Source organism: Halorubrum persicum, from assembly GCF_002727125.1.
Lineage (GTDB): Archaea > Halobacteriota > Halobacteria > Halobacteriales > Haloferacaceae > Halorubrum > Halorubrum persicum.
Map to the genome: position 1 here is coordinate 21895 of NZ_NHOA01000029.1, position 22820 is coordinate 44714.

20 protein-coding genes and 1 tRNA gene are annotated in these 22820 nt (G+C 70.7%); 13 read left to right on the top strand and 8 right to left on the bottom strand.

What is annotated here, in order from left to right:
- Positions 1-131 precede the first annotated feature (131 nt).
- The 7 genes from DJ69_RS03945 (at position 132) to DJ69_RS03975 (ending at position 7871) form a co-directional block, all read left to right on the top strand.
- Positions 132-1763, top strand: coding sequence for a PAS domain-containing protein (locus DJ69_RS03945; RefSeq protein WP_099254394.1), 1632 nt, complete (start codon positions 132-134; stop codon positions 1761-1763).
- Between the two features lie 79 nt (positions 1764-1842).
- Positions 1843-2316 (top strand): ribosomal protein S18-alanine N-acetyltransferase, encoded by a 474-nt coding sequence (rimI, locus tag DJ69_RS03950; RefSeq protein ID WP_099254395.1) that lies wholly within the window; start codon positions 1843-1845, stop codon positions 2314-2316.
- Positions 2317-2385: 69 nt separating this feature from the next.
- Positions 2386-4185 carry an oligoendopeptidase F gene (pepF, locus tag DJ69_RS03955; protein WP_099254396.1) on the top strand — a complete coding sequence of 600 codons (1800 nt, stop codon included), beginning with the start codon at positions 2386-2388 and terminating at the stop codon, positions 4183-4185.
- A 121-nt stretch (positions 4186-4306) separates the two neighbouring features.
- Positions 4307-6223, top strand: coding sequence for a PAS domain-containing protein (locus DJ69_RS03960; protein ID WP_180271715.1), 1917 nt, complete (start codon positions 4307-4309; stop codon positions 6221-6223).
- A gap of 106 nt (positions 6224-6329) precedes the next feature.
- Entirely contained in the window at positions 6330-7223 is an 894-nt protein-coding gene (locus DJ69_RS03965; protein ID WP_099254398.1) for a tetratricopeptide repeat protein, read from the top strand.
- On the top strand, positions 7224-7523 hold the full coding sequence (locus tag DJ69_RS03970; protein ID WP_099254399.1) for a DUF424 domain-containing protein: 300 nt from the start codon (positions 7224-7226) through the stop codon (positions 7521-7523).
- A 9-nt stretch (positions 7524-7532) separates the two neighbouring features.
- Complete coding sequence (locus tag DJ69_RS03975) at positions 7533-7871, top strand: hypothetical protein (RefSeq protein ID WP_099254400.1); 339 nt, start codon at positions 7533-7535, stop codon at positions 7869-7871.
- 9 nt (positions 7872-7880) lie between these two features.
- Here the strand turns inward: DJ69_RS03975 and DJ69_RS03980 are convergent, their stop codons facing one another.
- From DJ69_RS03980 to DJ69_RS04000, 5 genes are all read right to left on the bottom strand, one after another.
- The gene (locus DJ69_RS03980; RefSeq protein WP_099254440.1) at positions 7881-8993 is read right to left on the bottom strand and encodes a pyridoxal-phosphate-dependent aminotransferase family protein; all 1113 of its coding nucleotides are present in this window, start codon (positions 8991-8993) and stop codon (positions 7881-7883) included.
- A gap of 116 nt (positions 8994-9109) precedes the next feature.
- Positions 9110-9367, bottom strand: coding sequence for a DUF7561 family protein (locus tag DJ69_RS03985; protein ID WP_099254401.1), 258 nt, complete (start codon positions 9365-9367; stop codon positions 9110-9112).
- 74 nt (positions 9368-9441) lie between these two features.
- On the bottom strand, positions 9442-10572 hold the full coding sequence (locus DJ69_RS03990) for an ABC transporter ATP-binding protein (protein WP_245851488.1): 1131 nt from the start codon (positions 10570-10572) through the stop codon (positions 9442-9444).
- Complete coding sequence (locus tag DJ69_RS03995) at positions 10562-12382, bottom strand: ABC transporter permease (protein WP_099254403.1); 1821 nt, start codon at positions 12380-12382, stop codon at positions 10562-10564. The genes DJ69_RS03990 and DJ69_RS03995 overlap by 11 nt, the downstream gene beginning before the upstream one ends.
- Before the next feature lie 7 nt (positions 12383-12389).
- A complete protein-coding gene (locus tag DJ69_RS04000; RefSeq protein ID WP_099254404.1) occupies positions 12390-13607 on the bottom strand; it encodes a thiamine ABC transporter substrate-binding protein in 1218 nt (405 codons plus the stop codon).
- A gap of 218 nt (positions 13608-13825) precedes the next feature.
- Here DJ69_RS04000 and DJ69_RS04005 point away from each other — a divergent pair, with 218 nt between their 5' ends.
- Positions 13826-14668, top strand: coding sequence for a hypothetical protein (locus DJ69_RS04005; protein WP_099254405.1), 843 nt, complete (start codon positions 13826-13828; stop codon positions 14666-14668).
- Between the two features lie 60 nt (positions 14669-14728).
- A complete protein-coding gene (gene hisA, locus DJ69_RS04010) occupies positions 14729-15472 on the top strand; it encodes a 1-(5-phosphoribosyl)-5-[(5-phosphoribosylamino)methylideneamino]imidazole-4-carboxamide isomerase (protein WP_099254406.1) in 744 nt (247 codons plus the stop codon).
- A gap of 36 nt (positions 15473-15508) precedes the next feature.
- Here the strand turns inward: hisA and DJ69_RS04015 are convergent, their stop codons facing one another.
- Positions 15509-16309 carry a universal stress protein gene (locus DJ69_RS04015; RefSeq protein WP_099254407.1) on the bottom strand — a complete coding sequence of 267 codons (801 nt, stop codon included), beginning with the start codon at positions 16307-16309 and terminating at the stop codon, positions 15509-15511.
- A 1-nt stretch (position 16310) separates the two neighbouring features.
- Positions 16311-17738: an APC family permease gene (locus DJ69_RS04020; protein WP_099254408.1), complete on the bottom strand. Its 1428-nt coding sequence runs from the start codon at positions 17736-17738 to the stop codon at positions 16311-16313.
- A 200-nt stretch (positions 17739-17938) separates the two neighbouring features.
- On the opposite strand from DJ69_RS04020, the gene hisB reads away from it, so the two are divergent.
- The 3 genes from hisB to cgi121 all read left to right on the top strand — a co-directional run bounded on the left by hisB (position 17939) and on the right by cgi121 (position 21699).
- Positions 17939-18535: an imidazoleglycerol-phosphate dehydratase HisB gene (gene hisB, locus DJ69_RS04025; protein WP_099254409.1), complete on the top strand. Its 597-nt coding sequence runs from the start codon at positions 17939-17941 to the stop codon at positions 18533-18535.
- 84 nt (positions 18536-18619) lie between these two features.
- A complete protein-coding gene (locus DJ69_RS04030) occupies positions 18620-21100 on the top strand; it encodes an ATP-dependent DNA helicase (protein ID WP_099254410.1) in 2481 nt (826 codons plus the stop codon).
- Positions 21097-21699, top strand: a complete 603-nt coding sequence (gene cgi121 / locus DJ69_RS04035; protein ID WP_099254411.1) for a KEOPS complex subunit Cgi121 — start codon at positions 21097-21099, stop codon at positions 21697-21699. Before DJ69_RS04030 ends, cgi121 begins: the two co-directional genes overlap by 4 nt.
- A gap of 181 nt (positions 21700-21880) precedes the next feature.
- Here the strand turns inward: cgi121 and DJ69_RS04040 are convergent.
- Positions 21881-21953, bottom strand: a tRNA-Gln gene (locus tag DJ69_RS04040).
- 191 nt (positions 21954-22144) lie between these two features.
- Between DJ69_RS04040 and DJ69_RS04045 the strand changes: the two genes are divergently transcribed.
- Entirely contained in the window at positions 22145-22753 is a 609-nt protein-coding gene (locus tag DJ69_RS04045; protein ID WP_099254412.1) for an IMP cyclohydrolase, read from the top strand.
- Positions 22754-22820 lie beyond the last annotated feature (67 nt).

Here is a 22820-nt window from a genome sequence, read left to right on the forward strand (position 1 = left end):
CACCGCGGAAGATGCGCCGATCGATGGAGAACGATCGCCCGCAACCGTCGGGTATCGGCCCCGATTATCCCCGGTGATATTTTCGGGGCGCAACTTTATCCGATCGCGTTCGAAGGGGAAATCGAATCAGCGTGACTCTCCGCCCAACCGATCGCCCGTTGGCCGCCCGTCGCGACGCTCCCGCCGGCGATCGCCGGGAGTTGACCGACGGATGCGACGACCGATCCGATCGGGACTCGGCGGGAAAGAGGAGCCAATCGGGGGCGGGCGGTGGTGTCGACCCCGTCGAGGACGCCGCGCCGACCGACCCGTCCGTGCCGGGTGCCGACCGGTTCGTCGCGGCCGTCGCGGTCGACGGCGAAGTGTTGTTCGCCGGGCCGTCGGTGCCCGCGGTGCTCGGAGTCGAGCGGGCGTCCCTCGTCGGCGAGGACCTGTTGGAGCACGTTCACCCGAACGACCGCGACCCCGTCGCCGACGCGCTCTCCGCGGTCGCGACCGACCGCGTCGTCACACACCGACTCCGCCACGCGAACGGCGGATTCGTCTGGGTCGAATCCGTCGTCGACGACGAGCTGGCCCCCGAGTTCGGGGGGCGCGTCGTCACCGCACGCCGCGTCGACTCGGAGGCGGCCTTCCCGGAGCGGTTCCGGGAGTTCCTGGAGTACGGGTCGGATCTCGTCACCGTCGTCGACGCCGACGGTCGGGTCCGGTACGAGAGCCCGTCCGTCGAGGAGGTGCTCGGCTACGAGCAGGGGTCGACCGTGGGGCGCTCGCCGCTCGGCTACGTCCACCCCGACGACCGCGAGCGCGTGACGGAGCGGTTCTACCGCGCCCTCAACGACCCCGACGAGACGCCCACGATGGAGTACCGCTACCGCACCGCCGAGGGCGACTGGGTCTGGCTGGAGTCCCGGACCCGGTCGCTGCCCGCCGACGCCGCGGTCGGGCGCCTGCTCATCAACTCGCGGGACGTGAGCGAGCGGAAGGCGCGCGAGCGCCGGCTCACCGACCGCAACGCGCGGCTCGACCGCTTCGCCAGCATCGTCTCGCACGACCTCCGAAACCCGCTGTCCGTGATCCGGGGGTCGATAGAGATGGCGAAGCTGAAAGACGACACCGAACCCCTGGAGCGCGGGGAGCGCGCCGCCGACCGGATCGACCAGCTGGTCTCGGAGCTGCTGACGCTGGCGCGACAGGGCACCGGGATCGACGAGCCGACCGAGTTCGCGCTCGGGGACGTCGCCCGCGAGGCGTGGGACACCGCCGGACATGCGGACGCGAGGCTCGTCGTCGGCGCGGACGCGCAGGTGCGCGGCGACCGCGGCCGCCTGCGACAGGCGTTCGAGAACCTGTTCCGGAACGCGACGGAACACGCCGTACCGGACGGGGAGAAGGGCATTCGGCCGGGCGACGGCTCCGGCGACCCCCGGCTGACCGACGGCGGCGAGGACGCCGTCCTCACCGTCGTCGTGACCGCGACCGACGAGGGGTTTCTCGTCGCCGACGACGGGCCGGGAATCCCCTCGACGCACCGCGAGGAGGTGTTCGCCCCCGGCTTCACGACCCGCGAGGACGGGACGGGGTACGGGCTCGACATCGTCCGCGAGGTCGTCGAGTCGCACGGCTGGACGATCGGTCTCCGGGGCGAGAGCGCGGCGCCGCCGTGTCCCGAGGAGGTGCCGGTCCCTGACGGGGCCTGCTTCGTGGTCCGAGGGCCCGACCCCGACGCGGCCGAAACGGGCGAGCCGTGGATCGATCGGTAACCGGCGTCGGCGCATCGTGTCGCTTCGGCGCGTTGTGTCGTCCCGTCGCGTTTATTCCTCCCGCGCGCCAATCCGACCCGTGCCCCCCGTGGACGTGACCGTCCGGCCGGTCGAGCGCGCCGACCTACTCGCCGTGGTGCGGATCGAGCGCGAGTGCTTCTCGGACCCGTGGCCGTACGACGCCTTCGAGCGGCTGCTCGACGAGCCCGCGTTCCTCGTCGCGGAGCGGGAGGGGGCGGTCGTCGGCTACGTCGTCGCGGACGCCACCCCGAACCACGGGCGCGACATCGGCCACGTGAAGGACCTCGCGGTCCACCCCGAGGCGCGCGAGCGAGGGATCGGCCGGACCCTGCTCAGGTCCGCGCTCGCGCGGCTCCGCGCGGTCGGCGTCGCGGTCGTGCGGCTCGAAGTGCGCGAGAGCAACGCGGCCGCCCGGTCGCTGTACGCGGACGAGGGGTTCGACCCGATCCGCCGCGTCTCGAACTACTACCGGGACGGGGAGGACGCGCTCGTGCTCGTCATCGACCTCGCGGAGTGGACGGCGGGGGAGTGACGCACTGCGCCGCCCACGCGGGCGCCCTCGGTTGACAAGCCTTAGTGCCCCGGAGGCCAACCCCGTGGTATGAGTTCGGTTCCCGAGCGGGCGGATATCGACGAGGCGTACAAGTGGGACCTCCAGAGCATCTACGCCGACGACGAGGAGTGGGAGACCGCCTACGAGGCGGTGTCGGAGCGGATCGAGGAGCTGACGGCGTACGAGGGACGGGTCGCCGACGACGCCGCGACCCTCCTCGAACTGCTGGAACTGCGCGAGGAGATCTTCCGCGATCTCCAGCAGGTGACGACGTACGCCCGGCTCCGCAGCGCCGAGGACACCCGGAACCAGGAGTATCAGGCGATGTCGGCGAAGGCGTCCTCGCTCGGCTCCGAGGCGTCGAGCGCGGTCTCCTATCTCGAGCCGGAGCTCCAGTCGCTCACCGAGGCGGAGGTGGAGTCCTTTATCGACGCCGAGCCCGCGCTCGCGGAGTACGAGCACTACCTCGACGACGTGTTGCGGATGAAAGAACACACGCGCTCCGCCGAGGTGGAGGAGGTGCTCGCGGACCTCTCCGAGGTCACCGACGCGCCGAGCGAGATCTACTCGATGCTGACGAACGCGGACATGAGCTACGGCGTCGTCGACGACCCCGACGGCGAGGAGGTCGAGATCACGCAGGCGAACTTCACGAAGCTCCAGAAGAACCCGGACCGCGCGTTCCGCGAGCGCGTCCACGAGACGTTCTACGACGAGTGGGCGAGCGTGCGCAACACGGTGGGCACGTCCTTGGAGAAGGCCGTCCGAGAGCACGCGACGAGCGCCGAGATCCGCGGCTACGACTCGGCGCGGCAGGCCGCGCTCGACGGCTCGAACGTCCCGGTCGAGGTGTACGACACGCTCGTCGACAGCGTCGACGACAACCTCGACGTGCTCCACCGCCACGCCGGCCTGAAGGCCGAGGCGCTCGGCGTCGACCGGCTGGAGAGCCACGACCTGTACATGTCGCTGACCGGCGATCAGGGGCCCGACGTGGAGTACGAACAGGCCCGCGAATGGGTGATCGAGGCGGTCGCGCCGCTGGGCGAGGCGTACCAGGAGCGGATGGCCGAGGGGCTCGACTCGCGGTGGGTCGACGTGTACGAGAACCGCGGGAAGCGCTCCGGCGCGTTCTCCTCGGGGACGTACGACACCCAGCCGTTCATCCTGATGAACTACCAGGACGACATCGCCTCGATGTTCACGCTGGCGCACGAGCTCGGCCACTCGATGCACTCGGAGCTGGCCGGCGACGCCCAGCCGTGGCACGACGCGAGCTACGAGATCTTCGTCGCCGAGATCGCCTCCACCGTCAACGAGACCCTGCTCACCCACCACCTGCTCGACACGGTCGAGGACGACGAGCTGCGCACCCACGTGCTCGACGAGTACCTCGAGCGGTTCCGCTCGACCCTCTTCCGGCAGACGATGTTCGCGGCGTTCGAACAGCGGATCCACGAGCGCGTCGAGGCCGGCGAGGCGCTCACCCCCGACGCGTTCGACGAGATATACGCCGACCTCAAGGGCGACTACTACGCTCCCGCCGAGCTGACCGGCGGCATCGAACGCGAGTGGGAGCGGATTCCGCACTTCTACTACAACTTCTACGTCTATCAGTACGCGACCGGCATCTCCGCGGCGGCCGCGATCGTCGAACGCGTCCTGAAGGAGGGGGAGGACGCCGCCGCCGACTACCGCGAGATGCTCGCCGCGGGCGGCTCCGACTACCCCCTCGACGTCGTCGAGCTCGCCGGGATCGACATGGCCTCGCCGGACCCGATCGAGTCCGCGGTCGGGATCTACGACGACTACCTCGACGAGGTCGCGGCGCTGCTCGATCTGGAGTAGTCGGGGAGCGCCCCGGACGACGCCCGCCGTTAACTCGTCGCCGCCGCGCGCGCGACGGCGGACGGAAAATCGACCGCAGCGAGGGGTGATATAAGTATCCACCGGGGCGTTTACGATGGTAATGAATGACAGTCAGGAGGAGGCGGTCGGAGTCCTCCTCGATGCGCTTCCGGATCTCTTCTTCGCGGTCGGCGAAGACGGGACCATGGAGCTGTGGAACGACGCCGTTCCGGAGGTCACCGGCTACGACGAGGCCGCGTTACGGCGGATGACGCCGGCGGAGTTCGTCCCCACCGCGGACGACGATCGAGTAACCGAAACGATCGCGGAGGCGCTCGAGGCCGGAGCGGGAACCATCGAAGCGGAGCTCACGACGGCGACCGGAGAGCGCATCCCCTACCAGTTCAGCCTCCGCCCGGCGCCCGACGAGAGCGCGCTCGCATTCGTCGGCATCGGACGTGACATCGCGGTTCGAAAACGCGCCGAGAGAGACCGGGACGGGATCCTCAACCGGATGCGTGACGGCTTCTTCGCGGTCGACGACGAATGGCGGATCACCTACGCCAACGAGAAGGGCGAACAGCTCCTCTCCCGAGCGATGAACCGCCCCCGCGAGACGACGCTCGAGGGGTTACACCTGTGGGAGGAGATCCCGGACGCCGTCGAGACGACGTTCTATCGGGAGTACAACCGCGCGATGGAGACCGGGGAGCCGGTCTCGTTCGAGGAGTACTTCCCGCCGCTCGAGGACTGGTTCGAGGTCCGGGCGTTCCCGGACGACACCGGGCTCTCGATCTACTTCCGCGAGATAACCGAGGAGCAACGGTACCGCGACCGGCTCGAACACCGCGAACAGGTGTTAAAGGAGCTTCACGACATCACCGCCGACCGCGACGCCAGCTTCGCCGAGCAGGTGCAGCGGCTGCTCGTGCTCGGGCGCGCCGAGTTCGGCACCGAGTTCGGCTCGCTCTCGGAGATCGTCGGCGACAAGTACCAGTTCGAGGTCGTCGACGCGGACGACGACACCATCCAGGCGGGCGATGTCGTCCCGCTGGAAGCGACGAACTGCGAACGGGTGGCGAGCCGGAGAGAGACCATCGCCTGGGGGGACGTTGCACGGGACGCGCCCGAGGAGACCGACCGCGCCGGCTACACCGACTGGGGGATCTCCTGTTATCTCGGGGGGCCGGTGTACGACAACGACGGGGTTTACGGCACGTTCTGCTTCTACGGGACCGACACGCGCGCCGATCGGTTCTCCGAGTGGGAGGTGACGCTCGTCGATCTGATGAGCCGGTGGGTGAGCTACGAGCTGCAGCGCGAACAGATCACCGAGAAGCTCCAGCGACAGAACGATCGCCTCGAGCAGTTCGCGAGCATCGTCAGCCACGACCTCCGCGGTCCACTGAACGTGCTGCGGGGACGGCTCGAACTCGCCGAGGAAACCGGTGACCCGTCGGATCTGGCGGGGTGTTTCGACGCGGTGGAGCGGATGGAAGCGCTCATCGACGACGTGCTGTCGCTGTCGAAGGCGGGGGACGCGATCGACGACATCGAGCTGATCGGCCTCAGAGAGTGCGCGACGCTGGCGTGGGACGCCGCCCCGACCGAAACGGCGAGCCTCGAGCTCGCGGCCGACGCGACGGTGCCGGCGGACGCCTCGCGGCTGCAACAGCTGTTGGAGAACCTCTTCCGGAACAGCGTGGAACACGGTTCCACGGGCAACCGGACCTCGTCCGGTGACAGCGTGGAACACGGCGGCGAGGACGTGACGGTGACCGTCGGACGGCTCGAAGACGGCTTCTACGTCGAGGACGACGGCCCCGGTATCCCCGAGTCGGAGCGGGGCGACGTGTTCGACAGCGGGTACACCACGACGGCCGACGGAACGGGGTTCGGGCTCGCGATCGTCGCCGACATCGCCGACGCGCACGGGTGGACGCTCCGGGTCGCGGAGGCGGAGTCCGGCGGCGCGCGGTTCGAACTCACGAACGTCGGGGTGCGAGACGGAGCCGCGGACGGTCAGCGAGCCGAGTGAGTCGGCGGAGTCGCGGTCGCTGGACGGGAGTACCGGAGTGACGAGCCGTCGCCTCCGCGACCCTCCGACGCAACCCTTACGCCTCGTGACCGTCAAAACCGGGTATATGACCGACGAACGCGACGGCGACCGCCACGAGTTCTCCGCCGGGCAGGGCGTCGACGCCGACTACGAGGAGTTCACCCTCGACCCCGAAGAGATCGACGCCGACCCGAACACGGTCGACCCCGTCGACTCGCGCGTCCTCACCGACATCATGGACAAGCGCAACGTCGAGAGCGACGCGATCGACGTGGAGCGGCTGATCGACGTGGGGCTGTCGTACATGGGGATCAACCGCTTCGAGGAGGCGACTGAGACGTTCGAGCGCGCCGCCAGCTTCGCCGAGGAGGACTCGCTGGAAGCACAGGAGGCGTGGGTGAACAAGGGCGCGGCCCACGCCGAGTTGGAGGAGTACGACCGAGCGATCGGCGCCTACGAGGAGGCGCTGCGGATCGACGACGACTCCGAGCACGCCGCGACCGCCGAGACCAACCTCGCGTACGCGCTCTGGGAGTCGGGCCGCGGCGAGCAGGCCCTCGAACACGCGGAGCGCGCCGTCGAGACCGACCCGCGCTTCGCGGAAGCGTGGTACAACCGCGGGTTCCTGCTGGTCGAGCGCGGGCTCGCCGAGGACGCCGTCACCTGTTTCGACAACGCGGTCCGGCTCGGCTACCGGAGCGCGGGCGTGTTAGAGGAGAAGGCCCGCGCGTTGGAGGAGGCCGGCGAGCACGAGCAGGCCGAAGAGGTTGCCGACCGCGCCGAGGAGATCCGCCGCGAGGCGGAAGAGCAGATGGTCGAAGAGCAGACCGGACAGGCGCCCGGTCCCGGCGGACAGGCCGGCGGTCGGCCCGGCGCAGGCGGACAGCCCGGTGGACAGCCCGGCGGGCGAGGCGGTCGCGGCGGCGGACGCGAGGAGCCGGAGCGAGAGCTCCAGGGCGAGGGGCCAGAGGGGTTCTAGATGCTCCTCCGCGAGCGTGAGACCGCCGAGGGGCGGCTCGTCTCCGTCTGCGACGCCGACTGCCTCGGCGAGACGTACGACAACGGGCGCGCGACGATCACCGTCACCGAGGAGTTCTACGGCGGCGACGACGCGGTCGAAGCGACCGCGGAGGAGGTCGTCGCGGGGCTCCAGCGCGCGCAGGTGGCGAACATCGTCGGCACGGAGGCCGTCGGCGTCGCCGTCGATGCGGGGCTCGTCGACGAGGAGACCGTACTGGAGTTCGGCGAGACCCGACACGCACAATTACTTTGGCTCTGACCTGCGGGTATGAAGCGACTCACGCGATCGGAACTGACGGCGGTGTTGGGTCCGCATCCGCCGTCGGACGCGTTCTGGAACCGCGCGATCGACGCCGAACGCGCCGTCATCGGCGTCTCCGCTGAGGTCGTGGAAGGCGAGGCGGACGGTGAGAACGCGGAGCAAGCGCGTCGGAACCGCCGGCGACGCGGGGGGAGAGGGCCGGACGGACCGCTCTCGACGGGCGACATCGTCGACGTGGGAGCCCACGCGTTCGTCGTGGTCGGCGTCGAGGAAACCCGATCCGGCGGACGGCGGTACCCGATCGAGCTGGTCGAGCCGCGCCGAGACGACCGACGAAGCGGGTGACCGGGCGCGCTACAGGTCGGCGACGTCTTCGATCGCGTCGGTGAGCGCTTTGACGCTCTCGACGGTGTGCTCGCCCATGTGGCCGATGCGGAACGTCTCCTCGCCGAGCTGCGAACCGTAGCCGTTCGAGAACGCCATGTCGTACTCCTCGCTCACGCCCTCGATCGTCGCGGCGACGTCGATCCCCTGCGTGTTCTCGATGCAGGCGACCGTCTGCGACTCGTACCCCTCCTCGGGGAACATCGCGAAGTGCTCGTCCGCCCAGTCGTGGACGTACGCCATCATCTCGCGGTGGCGCTCGTCGCGGGCGCGGTGCCCCTCCTCGAGCATGTGTTTCATCTGCTTGCGGTACGCCAACATGATCGGGATGGCGGGCGTCGAGTGCGTCTGGCCCTTCCGGTCGTAGTAGTCGATGGTGCGCCGGAAGCCGCCGTACCACGAGGAGGTCCCCTTCTCGACCTCGCGGTCGTAGGCGTCGTCGCTGACGACGCAGACGGCGAGTCCGGGCGGCATCGCGAACGCCTTCTGGGTGGACGCGAAGATCACGTCGATGTCGTGTTCGTCGATGTCGACGTAGTCGCCGCCGAGCGCGGAGACGGCGTCGACGACGAAGTACGTGTCCGGGTAGTCGGCGATCACGTCGCCGATCTCCTCGATGGGGTTGCGGACGCCGGTCGACGACTCGTTCATCACGGTCGCGACCACGTCGTAGTGTTTGTCCGTCGATTCGAGGTGGTCGCGGATGTCCTCGGGTTTGACGGCCTCGCCCCACTCGTACTCCAGCCGATCGACGTCTTTGCCGAGCCGCTCGGCGACGTTGGCGTGGCGCTCGCTGAAGCTCCCACAGGTCGGCACGAGGATGTTCTCGTCGACGAGGTTGAGCGTCGACGCCTCCCAGAACTCGGTGCCGGAGGCGGTGAGGACGATCACGTCGTTGTCGGTGCCGAGGAACGTCTTCGTATCCTCGACGATGGTCGTGTACAGGTCGGTCATCCGGTCCATCCGGTGGCCGAACGTCGACTCCGTCATCGCCTCGATCACGTCGTCGCGGACCTCGGTCGGGCCGGGGATGTACAGCGTCTTGTCGTCGTAGTCGTCGCGGTATTCGCGTTTCTTCGTCACGGGATCCACCTGATGATTGCTACGGGGACGCGTGGGGGTATGTTCCTTGTGATACGCTCAAAACGACGGGGTCGTCCGTCGGGCGGGCCGCGGCGGTGCCGGGGTCGGAGCGCGCCTCACTTCCAGTGCCAGAAGTCGTTCCCGTCGTCCTCGACGGGGTCCGTGCGTTCCCGGAGGGCGGCGACATCCGCCTCGGTGGGCTCGTGATCGTCCGGGAGCGCCTCCATACACTCGAAACAGAGGAAGAACTCGGAGCCGTCGGTGAGCTCGAGCGTCAGCCCCTGCGTCGACTCGAACGCGAAGTTCCACAGATCGCCGATCCCGCCGGCGATCCTGACGGACCGCTCGCAGACGTCACACGACTCCGATGCCATGCGCGAGATAGCGGTTCGGGGCGCTAATGCGTGTCGCTGTCGACCGTGGTCGGCGAGGTGTGTTTCGCCGTCCGTCAGCCGTCGTCCGCGGCGATCACGTGCGCGTCCGCGGGGTCAAAGCCGACGACGACCTCGCCGGAGAGCGGGTCGCGCGTCCGGACCACGAGGTCGCGCCCGCCCCAGTCGAGGGTCACCCGCGTCGTCTCGCCGAGGAACTCGGCGCTGGCGACGGTGGCTCGGAGTCGGCTCGCTCCGTCGCCGATCCGCAGGTACTCGGGCCGCACGCAGAAGGTGAGGCGGTCTCCCGGTGTGACGCCGTAAGCGGTCGCGTCGTCGATCGCGACCCGCAGGGTCTCGCCGTCAACGTCGACGGCGGCGATTCGGGTGGTGCCCTCGCGCTCGCCGTCGCGCGCGACAGGCTCGTCAACGTCCACCACCCGCCCCGCGAACACGTTGTTGTCGCCGACGAACGCCGCGACGAACCGGCTCGACGGCTCCCGGTACACCGTTCGCGGGGGTGCGACCTGCTCGGGGGTCCCGTCGCGCATCACCGCGACGCGGTCGGAGATCGCCAGCGCCTCCTCCTGGTCGTGGGTGACGTAGACGGTCGTGATACCGAGCTCCGACTGGATCGTCCGGACCTGCACCCGGAGGCGCTCGCGGAGCTGCGCGTCGAGCGCGCTCATCGGCTCGTCGAGGAGGAGGAGGTCGGGCCCGGGCGCGAGCGCGCGGGCCATCGCGACGCGCTGCCGCTGCCCGCCCGAGAGGCTCTCCGGGTCGCGGTCGGCGGCGTCGGGGAGGTCCACCAGTTCGAGCAGCTCCGCGACGCGCTCCTCGCGGCTCACCCCGTCGGGCGGGTCCGCGAAGTTGAGCCCGTACCCGACGTTCTCGCCGACGGTCATGTGCGGGAACAGCGCGTAGTTCTGGAAGACGACGCCCACGTCGCGGTCCTCGGGTGGCACCCCCGCGACCGAGTCGCCGGCGAAGCGAACCGTCCCCGCGGTGGGCTCCTCGAACCCCGCGATCAGCCGGAGCGTCGTCGTCTTCCCGCAGCCGGAGGGGCCGACGAGCGTGAAGAACTCGCCCTCGCGCACCCGGAGGCTCACGTCGTCGACGGCGGCGGTGTCGCCGTACCGCTTGGTCACGCCGTCGAGTTCGACGGCCGGGGCGGCGCGAGACGGCTCGGCGTCACGCTCAGAGTCCACGCGTCTCACCTCCGAGCCGCTCGATGACGACGAAGCTGAGCCCGGTGACGACGAGGAGGACGACGCCCATTGCGGTCGCCGGTCCGAGCCGACGCCCGATGAACCGTTCGATGGCGACCGGCATCGTGTACGCGTCGGCGCCGGTGGCGAGCACCACCGTCGCCGTGAACTCGCCGATGGAGATGGCGAACGCGAACGCCGCGCCGGCGACGACGCCGGGCCACACGAGGGGGAGCTCCACGTCGCGGATCACCCGCGCCCGCGACGCGCCGAGCGCCCGCGCCGACTCGATCAGCGAGCGGTCGAGCCCCTCCAGTCCGGGCGCGACCGTCCGAACGACGAAGGGGTAGCCGGCGACCGCGTGCGCGACCACGATGGCGACCGCGCCGGTCGCCGCGAACCGCCACCCGGCGACCTCCACGCCGAAGACGAGCCCGCGGAGGAGCCCGAGCCCGACGATGATCCCGGAGACGGCGAGGGGCGCCATCGCGGCCGTGTCGACCAGCTTCCGCCCCCGGTACCGCCGCGTCGTCAGCACCGCGACCACGACGCCCATCGGGAGCGCGAGCAGCGTCGCCGCCGACGCGAACGCCAGCGAGTTGCGGATCGCGGGCCACGGGCGCACCTGAAACGCCGCCCCCGTGCGCTGGCGGTCGAGGAGGAACCGGTAGTGCTCCAGCGTGAGCGCCCCGTCCCCGCCCGTGACGCTCGCGAGGACCATCGAGGCGATGGGCGCGACGAAGACGAGCCCCGCGACGACGGCGTAGGCGGCGAGGCCGAGCCGGGGGAGCACCTCCCGTGCGGTCGGCGCCGTCGGGACGAGGGGTTTGCGCGGAAGGGGCCGAACCCCCCGCGAACTGACGCTGTTTCGCGCCTCGTACCGCAGGTACGCGAGCAGGACGCCGAGCGAGATCGCCAGCTCGACGATCGCCAGCGCCGCCGCCTCGGCGTAGTTCAGGTCGCGGACGAGCCGGTAGACGAACACCTCGACGGTCGCCAGCTCGAACCCGCCGAGCGCGAGGACGATGGGGAAGGTGCCGAAGGTGAACACGAAGGTGAGCGCCGCGCCCGTCAGCACGGCGGGGTACACCTGCGGCGCGACCACGTCGAAGAAGGCCCGGACCGGCCCCGCGCCGAGGCTCCGGGCCGTCTCGACCGCGCTCGCGTCGACCGACTCCCACGCCGCGGTCGTCACCCGGGCGACGAGCGGCGCGTTGTAGAACGCGTGGGCGATCACGATCGCCTCCAGCGTGAACATGAGGTCGACCGGCGGGAGCCCGGCGGCACCGAGAACCCGGTTGAGCGTCCCGTTGGTGCCGAACGTGGCGACGAAGCCGACGGCGACCATGATCGACGGGAGGACGAACGGGACGATCGTCAGCGACCGAAGGGTCCGGCGGCCGGGGAACTCGAAGCGCGCGAGGAGGTACGCCGCGGGGAGCCCCAGGGCGACGCTGGCGACCGTCGACAGCGCGGCCTGGTAGGCGGTGAACCCCACGATCCCGAGCCGGCGGTCCGGCGAGAGGAGCCCGCGCGCCACCGCGACCGGTGACTCCCCCGCGAACAGCCGGGCGAGTTCGCCGAAGTAGAACGGGTCGCGCAGGAGCTCGCCGAACACGGCGAGCGTGGGGGCGCCGTCGACGAGCACCGCCTCGATCAGGACGGTGCCGACCGGGTAGTAGAACGCGCCGACGAGCAAGACGCTCGTGACGGCCGCGAGCGCGGTCAACAGGCGTCCTCGGAGGCGCCCGTTGAGCCGGTCGCGGAGCGTCCGACCGCCGCCGGCGGCGTCGCGGTTGGCGTCTGACACGCCGCCGTCAGTTCCCGGCGAACTGCCGCTCCCAGTCTTCGACCCACTCACTGACGGAGCCTTGGAGCTCGTCGTACGTGAACGTCACCGGTTCGGAGGGTTCCTGCGCCAGTTCGGCGTAGTCGTCCGGGAGCTCGGCGGTGTCGGTCGCGGGGAAGGCGACGTTGCGCTCGGCGATCTGCCCCTGCACGTCCGGCTCCAGCATGAACGACATGAACTCACGGGCGAGCTCGGGCTCGTCGGCGTCGGCGAAGACGGCCATCCCCTCCGGGGTGGCGTACGCCTGATCGTTCAGGAATCGGATCTGGTGTTCCTCGAGGTCCGCGCCCTCCATGTCCGCGAACACCTGGTCGGTGGAGTAGGAGACGACCATCGGCGCCTCGCCCTCGCTCCAGGCGGAGTAGGCGTCGTCCCACGAGCCGAGCACGCGCACGTCGTTGTCCTGCAGCTCCGCCCAGTAGTCGAGGTAGTCGTACTCCGGGTCGCCGTCTCCGCCCTCCACCACGCCGTCCGGCCCGTCGCCGAACCGGTGGACCGTGTGGAGCAGGAACGACCGGCCCGTCGCGGAGGCGCCGGGGTTCTGGGCGATGAGCGCGCCGGCGTGCTCGTCGGCGAGCAGGCCATCGAACGTCTCCGGCGCCTCGGTGGCGGTGCCGTCGTACACGAGGCTCACGTAGCCGGTGTCGAAGGGGAGGGCGCGGTCGAACGGGTCGAACAGCAACCCCTCGCGCACGTCGTCGAACCCGGCGACCTCGCCGCGCTCGGCGAACAGGTCGTCGTCGAGCGTCTCGTCGACGCGCACGAGGTCCTCGGTGGTGAGCCCGACGTAGAGGTCGGCGTCGATCGACACTCCCGAGCTGGCGCGCTCGACGTAGTAGTTCAGCTCGTTGTCCGGGGTCGCCCACTCCAGTTCGGCGTCGACGCGCGACTCGAACTCCTCTTTGAGCCACTCGCCGGGGCTCACCGAGGGGGCGTCGATGAAGCTACTGTAGGTCGCGACCGTCAGGGTGGGCGTCTCCTCGTCGCCTTCCCCGCCGTCCTCGCCGTCCGTCCCGTCTTCGCCGTCCTCACCGTCTGTCCCGTCCCCGCCGTCGCCGTCAGTCCCGTCGGAGCCATCGGAGCCGTCCGTCGGCTCGGCGCTGCACCCCGCGAGCGCGATGGCCCCCGCCGCGCCGCCGAGCGCGAGGAACCGACGCCGGGTCTCGGTCGTGTCGTCGTAGCTCATTACCGAGTTGTTACACCCGGTGGTTACATAAGGGATCCGTGTCGCCGGCTCCGGATGCGGACCCGCCGGCCCCGGCGATTCCGGAGCCGGCGACGGGGACAGCGGCGGGACCACTCTCGGGGGGGATCGGGGGAGACGCGACACGCGATCGAGCGGGCCGTCTCACCGCCGATAGCGCCGCCGACACCGATTTAGCGCGTCTCCCCCTTCGATCCCCTATGAGTAAGCGACCGACCGGACGAGAAGCGGCGGCGTCGAGCCGAAGTACCGCCGGGGTCACGCGGCGACGCCTGCTCGCGGGCGGCGCAGTCGCCGCGGTCGCGGGGCTGTCGGGCTGTCTCGGGGGGCGCGACGGACCGGTACCGAAGCCGGAGGTGACCAGCGACCGAATCGACGACTGGCGACAGATCGACGAGTCCGAGAGCACCGTCTTCGAGCGGTCGTACGGGCCGATAACGGTCCGCGCGCGGGAGTCGACGCGAATCTACGAGTACGTCGACGTCGCCGAGGCGCTCGCGGAGACGGTCGACGCCTCGGGATCGCCCGTCGTCTTCTTCGCGACGCGGATCGACCTCCGCCCGGCGGTCGACCAGCTTCCGGCCGGCGTCGGCCGCGACCGGCTGATGACAGAGGTGGAGGCGGCGGCGACCGACGCGTTCCGCGCGCGGCTCCGGAACAGCGGCATCGAGAACGTCGAGGTCGTCGACGAGGGGATCACGACCGTCCGAAGCGGGCACACGGCGACCGCGTGGAAGCTCACCGGCGAGTACGCCGTCGACGGGTCGGTCCCGCTGCCGGACGGGTCGACGACAGCGGTCAGCGAGACGGTCGAGATCGAGTCGCGGCTCGGCGTCTGGCACGACGGCACCGACGTGATCGTCGCCGGCGGCGCGTACCCGACGGAGCCCCTGATCGAGGTCGTCGACGACGCGCTTCCCGACCCGATCGACGCGGAGACGTCGGTGACCGAGCTCGGCGACGCGGAGAGCGCCGACGCGCTCGCGACCGACCCCGCCGCGTTCGACGAGGACGTCTCGCAGCTGCTCATCTCGGTGACGTGAGCCGACGGGGAGGACGGCCGAACCGACCCGTTTAATCGGCGGCCGCGGCTGTACCCCGGTATGAGCCACTTCCCTTCCTTCGAGGTGATCCCCGCCGTCGACGTGCAGGACGGCGAGGTCGTCCAGCTGGTCGGCGGCGAGCGCGGCACGGGCAAGCGGTACGGCGACCCCGTCGAAGCCGCCGAGCGCTGGACCGAGGCGGGCGCCGAGACGCTCCACCTCGTCGACCTCGACGGGGCGTTCGAGGGCGAGCGCGTCAACGCCGACGCGATCGAGGCGGTCGTCGAGGCGGTCGGCGGGGACGGGGTCGGCCTCCAGCTCGGCGGCGGCATCCGGACCGCGGAGGGGGCGAGAGAGCTCCTCGAGCTGGGACTCGACCGCGTCATCCTCGGGACCGCGGCGGTCGAGACGCCCGAGATCGTCGCCGACATCGACGAGACTCATCCCGGCAGCGTCGTCGTCAGCCTCGACGCGAAGGACGGCGAGGTCGTCGTGAGCGGCTGGACCGAAGGGACCGGCCTCGACCCCGCCGAGGCCGCGACGCGCTACGAGGAACTGGGCGCGGGCGCGATCCTCTTCACGAACGTCGACGTGGAGGGGCAGCTCGAGGGGATCGACCGCGACGCGGTCGAGAGCGTGGTCGCCGCGGTCGACGTTCCGGTGATCGCCTCCGGCGGCGTCGCCAGCGTCGACGACGTGGTCGCGCTGCGAGACGCCGGCGCGGCCGCGGTGGTCGTCGGCACCGCGCTGTACGAGGGGCAGTTCACGCTGCGGGAGGCGCAGGCGGCCGCGGACGGGAACTGAGTCGACCTCGCCGCGCGCTCGATCGCGGCGCTCCGCTCACTCCTCGGGTCGCTGGCGTTGGACGACCAGCACCGGACCGAGGAAGCGCTCGGCCACCTGCTCGGACGGCATCCCGAAAACGAACGTGGTGACCGACGGATCGGTCTCGCCCATCACCACCGCGTCGTGGGATTCGGCCCGGCTCGCGATGGCGTCGATCGGGACGTCCTCCGCCTCGATCGTCGTCTCGATCCGGTCGGGCTCCACCCCGCGCTCGACGAGGTCGGCTTTCACCCCGTTCAGGAACGACTCCCCGTCGGCGGGGGACTCGTCCCCGCCGAGGATGTGGTACAGCGTCACCGCGACATCCGCGTCGGCGAACAGCCCGGCGACGAGCCGGGTGTTCCGCCCGACGCCGACGGTCCCGCGGAGCGCGACGAGCACCGACTCGACGCCCTCCGTACTGTTCGGGACCAGCACCGCGAGGCAGTCGTGTTCGTAGCTGAGCCGGTCGATGGTGGTCTCCTCGTCGTGGGTGAACACGAGCCGCGTCTGGACGTCGGCGCCGGCCGCGACGAGCTGCTCCGCGAACTCGTCGAGCTTCGACATCGCCGTCTCGCCGAACTGCTCGCGCGCCTGCTCGGTTGCCGTCTGGTCGGGGATCGTGTGGTATCCGAGCAGCACGACGCGGGCGTTCGCGAGCAGTTCGGGCGTGCCGTTGGGGATCGACTCGCCCTCCAACACCTCCAGCGGGACCAGCACCGACGGTCGGTCGGCCCGGTCGGCTTCGTCGATCTCGCCCCGACCGTCGTCGATCTCGGGCTGTGCGCCGTCGTCGTCCGTGGGTGTCTCGGTCATCTCAGAAGTCACCTTTGAGTTCGACATCGGTCGCGTAGTATCGGTACCAGCCGTAGGCCGCGACCATGATGGCGGCGCCGATGCCGATCGACGCCGGCTGCATGAACGCGATGAGGGCGAAGCTGGCGAGCCCGCCGACCGCTGCGACCGTGAACCCGGCCGGACAGCGGAAGGAAGGCGTGTACCAGTCGGGCCGCTCCCGGCGGAGCTGGATCAGCGCGACGCAGATCAGCCCGTACATCACGAGGTGGAGGAAGGAGGCGACCTCCGCGAGCAGCTCCACCTGCCCCGTCGCGGCCAACACGACGATCGGGCCGCCGGCGATGCCGAGAGCGACGTGGGGCGTGCCGTACGCGAGGTTGAGCCGGCTCGCGGCCTCGGGGATGATCCCGTCGCGGCTCACGGCGTACACCGCGCGGGAGGCGCTGAGGATCGAGGCGTTCGCGCTGGAGAACGTCGCCAACAGCCCGGCGACGACGATCGCAAGCGCCCCCGGAAACCCGATGAACGACCGCGCGACCTCGACCATCGCCGTCTCCCCGAACTGCCCGAGGCGGGCGCTGCCGAACGCGCTCGTCGCGACGAAGATCGTGACGACGTAGAAGACGCCGACGAGGATCACGGAGCCGACCATCGCCAGCGGCAGGTTCCGGGACGGCTCTTTGATGTCGCCGGCGACGGTCGCGACCTGTGCGAAGCCGAGATACGAGGTGAACACGAGCGCGGCGGTCTGTAACACCGGGAGCGCCCCGCCGGGCGGGAAGAAGCGCTCGGGGGTGCTCTCGGCGCCGAACACGCCGAGGGCGTCGAGGCTCCCGTAGCTTAGAAACAGCGTGAGGATGACGAGCAGCACGATGACGATCGCGTTCTGGAGCGCCGCGGTGTTCTCCGTCCCGAAGAGGCTGAGCGCCGTGAGCCCGACGCCGAAGGCGACGCCGAGGGGGACCGCGGGGTCGATCGGGAGCGCGATCCCCGCCTCGAGGAACACCTGTCCCGCGTAGCTGCCGAGCCCGACGAGGTAGAACGCGGAGGCGAACACGAGGCCGAGCCAGAGCCCGAGCCCGACGATCGCGCCCGGACCGGTGCCGAGCCCGCGCGAGATGAAGAAGTACCCGCCGCCGCTGCGCGGCATCGCGGTCGCGAGCTCCGACGCCGGGAGCGCGACGAGCAGCGCGACGACCGCGCCGATCGCGAAGGAGAGCGACGCCGCTGGACCCGCGTTCTCAGCCGCCAATCCGGGGAACACGAAGATCCCCGCGCCGATCATCGTCCCGACGCCGATCGCGAGGCCGCCGACGAGGCCGATCGTCCGTTCGAGCTCCCCTTCGCCGGTGTCGGCGTCGACGACGTCGGCGAGGGCGTCGGAGGCCTCGAGATCGGGCGGTGCCGGCGCTGACTCGCGCGTGTCGGCGGAGTCGGATCCGTCCATACCGTGCGGAGACGATTCGCCGACGTGCCAAATATCCACCGCCGAGGACGGGACACCTGATTCCGGCGCCGGGGCGGGCGAGAGTCGTCGATCGGTCGGCGGGAATCGTCCCGTCCCCGCCCGATCCACCCATCGCGTCCGGGCTCCGGTCAGGTCAGCACACCCGCAACCCACTTACGAATCGCCCGCGACGGGCCGGTATGAGCGACCACGAGCGCGCGGCCGCCGTCTCGCGGGAGACCGGCGAGACGACGATCGACCTCACCCTCGCGATCGACGGCGACGGCGACAGCGAGATCTCGACGGGGATCGGCTTCTACGACCACATGCTGACGTCGTTCGCCAAGCACGGTCTCTTCGATCTCACCGTCGACTGCGACGGCGACCTCGAGATCGACGACCACCACACGGTCGAAGACGTGGCGATCTGCCTCGGCGAGGCGTTCGACGAGGCGCTCGGCGACAAGCGCGGGATCCGGCGGTACGCCGACCGGCGCGTCCCCCTCGACGAGGCGGTCGCGAGCGTCGTCGTCGACGTGGCCGGGCGACCGTACTACGAGTTCTCCGGGGAGTTCTCCCAGGAGTCGGTCGGGGAGTTCACGAGCGTCATGGCCGACCACTTCGCGCTGTCGCTGGCGCACAACGCCGGCCTGACGCTCCACGCCGCGGTCGAGACGGGCGACAACGCCCATCACGAGGTCGAGGCGCTGTTCAAGGCTCTGGCGCGGGCCCTCGACGACGCGACGCGGCTCGACGGGCGCCGCAGCGACACGCCGAGCACGAAGGGCGAGCTGTAGGGTCGACGGCGGCCGCACGACCCTCCGAGACACCCACCGCCCCGTTCCGACGCTTTAAATCGGGTCGGGACCCACCCTCCACCAATGCAACCGAGTTCGCTCTCCGGGCTCCCCGCGGGCGTCGGCGAGGCGCTCGAAGCGGAGGGCGTCGCGGAGCTGTACCCACCGCAGTCGGCCGCGGTCGAGGCGGGCGTCGCCGACGGCGAGAGCCTCGTCGCCGCGGTGCCGACCGCCTCCGGGAAGACGCTCATCGCCGAGCTCGCCATGCTCTCCGCGGTCGAGCGCGGCGGGAAGGCGCTGTACATCGTCCCCCTGCGCGCGCTCGCCAGCGAGAAGAAGACCGAGTTCGAGCGCTGGGAGGAGTTCGGCGTCACCGTCGGCGTCTCCACCGGGAACTACGAGTCCGACGGCGAGTGGCTCGCCACGCGCGACATCATCGTCGCCACCTCGGAGAAGGTCGACTCGCTGATCCGCAACGGCGCCCCGTGGATCGACGACCTCACCTGCGTCGTGAGCGACGAGGTCCACCTCGTCGACGACCCGAACCGCGGCCCGACCCTCGAAGTGACCCTCGCGAAGCTCCGGAAGGTGAACCCCGGACTGCAGACGGTCGCGCTCTCGGCGACCGTCGGCAACGCGGACGTGATCGCCGAGTGGCTCGACGCCGAGTTAGTCGAGTCCGACTGGCGCCCCATCGACCTCCGGATGGGCGTCCACTTCGGCAACGCCGTCGACTTCGTCGACGGGAGCAAACGCGAGGTGCCCGTCGAGCGCGGCGAGGACCAGACCGCCCGGCTCGTCGCCGACGCCCTCGACACCGAGGAGGACGGACGGGGCGGCTCCTCGCTCGTCTTCGTCAACTCCCGGCGCAACGCCGAGTCCTCGGCCCGGAAGCTCACCGACGTGACCGGCTCCCGGCTCAGCGACGACGAGCGCGACCAACTCCGCGAGCTCGCCGACGAGATCCGCTCCGGCTCCGACACCGACACCGCCGCCGACCTCGCTGACGCGGTCGAGCGGGGGTCCGCCTTCCACCACGCGGGGCTCCGGAGCGAGGACCGCGCCCGCGTCGAGGACGCGTTCCGCGACCGACTGATCAAGTGCATCTCCGCGACGCCGACGCTCGCCGCCGGCGTCAACACCCCCGCCCGCCGGGTGATCGTCCGCGACTGGCGCCGGTACGACGGGGAGTTCGGCGGCATGAAACCCCTCGACGTGCTCGAGGTCCACCAGATGTGCGGGCGCGCCGGGCGCCCCGGGCTCGACCCGTACGGCGAGGCGGTCCTGCTCGCGAACGACGCCGACACGAAAGAGGAGCTGTTCGAGCGCTACCTCTGGGCCGACCCCGAGCCGGTCCGCTCGAAGCTCGCGGCCGAACCGGCGCTCCGGACCCACGTGCTCGCCACCGTCGCCTCCGGGTTCGCCTCCACCCGAGAGGGGCTCCTCGCCTTCCTCGACAACACCCTCTACGCCACCCAGACGGACGACGAAGGCCGGCTCGCGGCGGTCAACGACACCGTCCTCGACTACCTCGCGGTCAACGACTTCGTCGACCGCGACCGCGACGGCGGGACGGAGAGCCTGACCGCGACCGGCATCGGCCACACGGTCTCGCGGCTCTACCTCGACCCGATGAGCGCCGCGGAGATGATCGACGGGCTCCGGTCGGTCGCTCGAGACGCCGGCGGGGCGACCGCGGGCGCCGGGGGAGAGACCGGCGAGTTCGTCAGGACCGGCGACGCCGACGGCGACGAGCCGGGGTTCGGCACGTACACGCGTCCCGGCGAAGGGGGAGAAGCGGGCGGAGACGGCGAATCGGGCGGAGACGGCGAAGCGAACGAGACGGGCGGGGAGAGGTCGGAGGCGCCCGGGGTCACTCCCCTCGGCCTCTACCACCTCGTCAGCCGCACCCCCGACATGTACGAGCTCTACCTGAAGTCGGGCGACCGCGAGGAGTACACCGAGCTCTGCTACGAGCGCGAGGGCGAGTTCCTCGGCGCCGTGCCCTCCGAGTACGAGGACGTGCGCTTCGAGGACTGGCTCGCGTCGCTGAAGACGGCCCGCCTGCTGGAGGACTGGGCGAACGAGGTGGACGAGGATCGGATCACGGAGCGGTACGGCGTCGGGCCCGGCGACATCCGCGGAAAGGTCGACACCGCCGAGTGGCTCCTGCGCGCGGCCGAGACCCTCGCGCGCGACGTGGAGGGCGTCGACGGCGACACCGTCGTCGCGGTCCGCGAGGCCCGGAAGCGGATCGAGTACGGCGTCCGCGAGGAGCTGCTCGACTTGGCGGGCGTCCGCAACGTCGGCCGGAAGCGCGCCCGGCGGCTGTTCGAGGCCGGGATCGAGACCCGCGCCGACCTCCGCGAGGCCGACAAGGCGGTCGTCCTCGGCGCGCTTCGCGGCCGCGAGCGCACCGCCGAGCGCATCCTCGAACACGCGGGACGCGAGGACCCCTCGATGGACGGCGTGCGGCCGGACAGGTCGGCATCCGCGGCGGCGACCGCCGGCTCCGCGAGCGACGAGGACGGCGAGGGACAGGCGAGTTTGGGTGATTTCCGATGAGCGACGGTGACGCGGGAGGCGACGGCACGCCCCCCGATCCGTCCACCCCGCCTCACCGGCTGGTGGCGGGGACCGCCGCCATCGACGACCTCGACGCGTTCCTCGCGGCGCTCGACGAGATCGCGGGCGAGACGGGCGCGGTCGTGCAGGCGTTCGACGCGGATCTGGTCGTCTCCGCCGCGCACCTCCGGGAGGCGACGCGTCTCGCCGCGCGCTCGATCGCCCGCGGCGAGGCCGTCGCTCGCGATCCGGGCGTCGAAATCATGTTGTACGCGGCCGGGAGCCGCCAGATCGACCGCGCGCTCACGCTCGGGGTCGAAGCGGGCGAACAGCGCGCGGTCGTCCTCGTCGCGGAGTTCGGTGCGGGCCCTGGCGCGGGCCGATCCGACGCGGACCTCGACGCGGCCGCCGCGTCGGTCGCGGCGCTGCTCTCGTCGCCGACGGCGCCCGTCGCCGAGCGAGGGGCGTTCGACTCGTCGTTCGATCCGGAGCGGGTCCGCGAGTTCTACGACATCGGCGAGCGCGAGATCGCGGCGACCGCCGGGGGGATCCCCGATATCGTCCGCGAGCGCGTCGCGTTGCTCGACGTCGAAAAGTAGGTAACTGAACCCCCTTTCTTCGATTGGAAAACGCAGTACGTGGTGGCGTTTGTGTTCCAGTCGAAACGAGATCCGATGGCGATCGAGCGGCCGCATCGCGGGCCACGGGGCGTCGGGGACGCGGGACCGACGGCGGGCGCGATGGGAGTCGGTCGGCACGGACCGAAGCGAACCGCGAGAATAGTCCATCCTGGATTCGAACCAGGGTCGTTGCCCCCAGAAGGCAACAGGATTGGCCACTACCCCAATGGACTGTGCGCACTCACCGATAGCCAGTGGGTGTTTGTAAGCGTTGCGCGTCGGCGGCCCTCTGTCACGCGTTCACAGACGTTCCGAGCGGAGCGAGATCGATCGGGGAGGGCGGACGCCGCGGCTCCGCAGGAAACCGATCGCCGAACGTGCGTATATCGATGCGCTTTAGCCGGTCGGATAGCCACGAACCTGTATGTACGTCGGACGATTCGTCGTCGTCGCTCCCGGTATCGGCGCCTACCGCGTTTCCTCGCGCTCGTTCCCGAACCGCCGCGTGGCCGATCGCGACGGGACGCTCACGGTCGGCCCGACGCCGGACGCGCCCGAGACGGACAACCCGTACGTCTCGTACAACTGCGCGCGCGGGGTTCGCACGCCCGCCGACGAGCCGCTGGCCGTCGTCGGCAACGGCTCGCACGTCGACCCGATCGCGGAGAAACTCGAACTGGGCTACCCCGCCCGCGACGCGCTGGCGACGCCGCTGCTCGCGCTCGACTTCGAGAAGGACGACTACGACACGCCGCGGATCGCCGGCGTCGTCGGCGCCGAGACCGCGACGATCGGGGTCGTCCGCCGCGACGGGCTCGTCGTCGAGGCGGTCGAGGAGCCGACCATCGTCGCCACCTACGAGACGGACAGCCCCGAGCCGTACGCGTTCGCGGCCGCGGACGCCGAGACGCCCGACGCCGCAGCGGCCGCGACGGAGGTCCTCGACGCCGACTTCGAACACCCGGTGTGCGCCGCGGGCGCGACCGTCACCGCCGACGGCGTGAGGCTGGCGTTCGACAACGACGCGGAGTAACGGGCGGTGAAGAACGCGGTGCGACCGACCGACCGCCCGGCTTCAGACGCCTTTTGAGCCCGGCGGG

Bases quoted from the DNA above. Each gene is read 5' to 3' on its own strand.
- pepF (WP_099254396.1), top strand. From the start codon at position 2,386: ATGAGTTCGGTTCCCGAGCGGGCGGATATCGACGAGGCGTACAAGTGG.
- DJ69_RS03960 (WP_180271715.1), top strand. From the start codon at position 4,307: ATGAATGACAGTCAGGAGGAGGCGGTCGGAGTCCTCCTCGATGCGCTT.
- DJ69_RS03965 (WP_099254398.1), top strand. From the start codon at position 6,330: ATGACCGACGAACGCGACGGCGACCGCCACGAGTTCTCCGCCGGGCAG.
- DJ69_RS03970 (WP_099254399.1), top strand. From the start codon at position 7,224: ATGCTCCTCCGCGAGCGTGAGACCGCCGAGGGGCGGCTCGTCTCCGTC.
- DJ69_RS03975 (WP_099254400.1), top strand. From the start codon at position 7,533: ATGAAGCGACTCACGCGATCGGAACTGACGGCGGTGTTGGGTCCGCAT.
- DJ69_RS03985 (WP_099254401.1), bottom strand. From the start codon at position 9,367: ATGGCATCGGAGTCGTGTGACGTCTGCGAGCGGTCCGTCAGGATCGCC.
- DJ69_RS04000 (WP_099254404.1), bottom strand. From the start codon at position 13,607: ATGAGCTACGACGACACGACCGAGACCCGGCGTCGGTTCCTCGCGCTC.
- DJ69_RS04005 (WP_099254405.1), top strand. From the start codon at position 13,826: ATGAGTAAGCGACCGACCGGACGAGAAGCGGCGGCGTCGAGCCGAAGT.
- hisA (WP_099254406.1), top strand. From the start codon at position 14,729: ATGAGCCACTTCCCTTCCTTCGAGGTGATCCCCGCCGTCGACGTGCAG.
- DJ69_RS04015 (WP_099254407.1), bottom strand. From the start codon at position 16,309: ATGACCGAGACACCCACGGACGACGACGGCGCACAGCCCGAGATCGAC.
- DJ69_RS04020 (WP_099254408.1), bottom strand. From the start codon at position 17,738: ATGGACGGATCCGACTCCGCCGACACGCGCGAGTCAGCGCCGGCACCG.
- hisB (WP_099254409.1), top strand. From the start codon at position 17,939: ATGAGCGACCACGAGCGCGCGGCCGCCGTCTCGCGGGAGACCGGCGAG.
- DJ69_RS04030 (WP_099254410.1), top strand. From the start codon at position 18,620: ATGCAACCGAGTTCGCTCTCCGGGCTCCCCGCGGGCGTCGGCGAGGCG.
- cgi121 (WP_099254411.1), top strand. From the start codon at position 21,097: ATGAGCGACGGTGACGCGGGAGGCGACGGCACGCCCCCCGATCCGTCC.
- DJ69_RS04045 (WP_099254412.1), top strand. From the start codon at position 22,145: ATGTACGTCGGACGATTCGTCGTCGTCGCTCCCGGTATCGGCGCCTAC.